Genomic DNA, 1,377 nt, shown 5'->3' with positions numbered 1-1,377 from the left:
GGCTCTGATGCTGTGACCGCCCCCCGACGGCATCTCTGTGCCAAGGTGGGTCTGGGACGATCCACAAGAGGGGAGCGGTCATGTCGGAGATTAGCACGGTCGGGCTCGACCTGGCGAAGACTGTATTTCAGGTGCACGGGGCTGACGGCTCAGGCCAGGCGGTCCTGCGAAGGAAGTTGCGGCGGCATCAGGTGCTGGCCTTCTTCGCCCAGCTGCCATCCTGTGTCGTGGCGATGGAAGCCTGTGGTGGCGCCCATTTCTGGGGCCGAGAGATCGGGAAGCTGGGCCATGAGGTGCGGCTGATCCCTCCCGCCTACGTCAAGCCCTTCGTCAAGCGCCAGAAGAACGATGTTGCGGATGCGGAGGCGATCTGCGAAGCCGCGCTGCGCCCGACGATGCGCTTCGTGCCGGTAAAGAGCGAGAAGACACAGGGGGCGGCGATGGTCTTCCGCGTGCGCGAGCTTCTGATCCGGCAGCGGACGCAGGCGATCAATGCCCTGCGCGGTCACTTGGCCGAGTTCGGGCAGATCGTGCCCCAGGGTGCGGCCAACGCCGCGCGGCTGATCGCGATCGTCGAGAACCCGGACAGTGGCCTGCCTGCCGATGCCATCGCCACGCTGAAGGTGCTGGTCGCGGCGCTCACCCATCTCGAGACGGAGATCGGCAGGCTCGATGCCGAGATCGCCCGTCGCGCCAAGGAGAACGAGGTGGCCCGGCGGCTGATGACGGTGCCGGGCATCGGTCCGCTGATCGCCACGGCCCTCGCGGTCCTGGCCCCACCGCCCGGGACGTTCCGCAAGGCTCGGGACTTTGCAGCCTGGCTCGGCCTCACGCCCCGGCAGCATTCGACCGGCGGCAAGCAGCGGCTCGGGGCCACGACGAAGATGGGCGAGCGATCCTTGAGACGGCTGCTGATCCTCGGGGCGAACAGCGTCATCATCAAGCGTCACGTCCATGCCACGGCAAGGCCGGGCACCTGGCTGGCAGGAATGCTGATGCGCAAGCCACCGCTGCTGGTGCGGGTGGCGCTGGCCAACAAGATGGCGCGGATCGTCTGGGCCTTGATGGCCCGCGGTGGCGTCTACCAGTCTCCGGCCGCGGCGGCGTAAGCCACCGGGGTCGCGAGGGCGTCGGAGCGGAAGAGGGCAAGGAGCAGTTTGGCGCAACGGTCGTGAGACGGGATCGGGAGACCCAGGGTGCAACAGAGTGCCATCGAGCACGCGGCTTTGATCTGGACCCGACCCGCGGACACCATACGGGCCCGCGGCATGACGATGGCCGCACCAGAGGCCGGACACATGTCAGCACCCGACACCGCGCCAACACCAGCTCCAAAAAGCCCCCTTGCGCTTGGGGCGGTTACACATGTTGCACAAA

At 67.3% G+C, this 1,377-nt stretch carries 1 protein-coding gene; it reads left to right on the top strand.

Annotation, left to right across the window (positions count from 1 at the left end; genetic code table 11):
• Positions 1 to 80: 80 nt before the first annotated feature.
• On the top strand, positions 81 to 1,109 hold the full coding sequence (locus ACFQXB_RS20285) for an IS110 family transposase (protein ID WP_080623117.1): 1,029 nt from the start codon (positions 81 to 83) through the stop codon (positions 1,107 to 1,109).
• Positions 1,110 to 1,377 lie beyond the last annotated feature (268 nt).

The sequence above is a fragment of the Halodurantibacterium daqingense genome (assembly GCF_042666235.1).
GTDB lineage: Bacteria > Pseudomonadota > Alphaproteobacteria > Rhodobacterales > Rhodobacteraceae > Halodurantibacterium > Halodurantibacterium daqingensis.
Note: the sequence above shows the minus strand (reverse complement) of the source record. Positions and strands in the feature narration are given on the sequence as shown.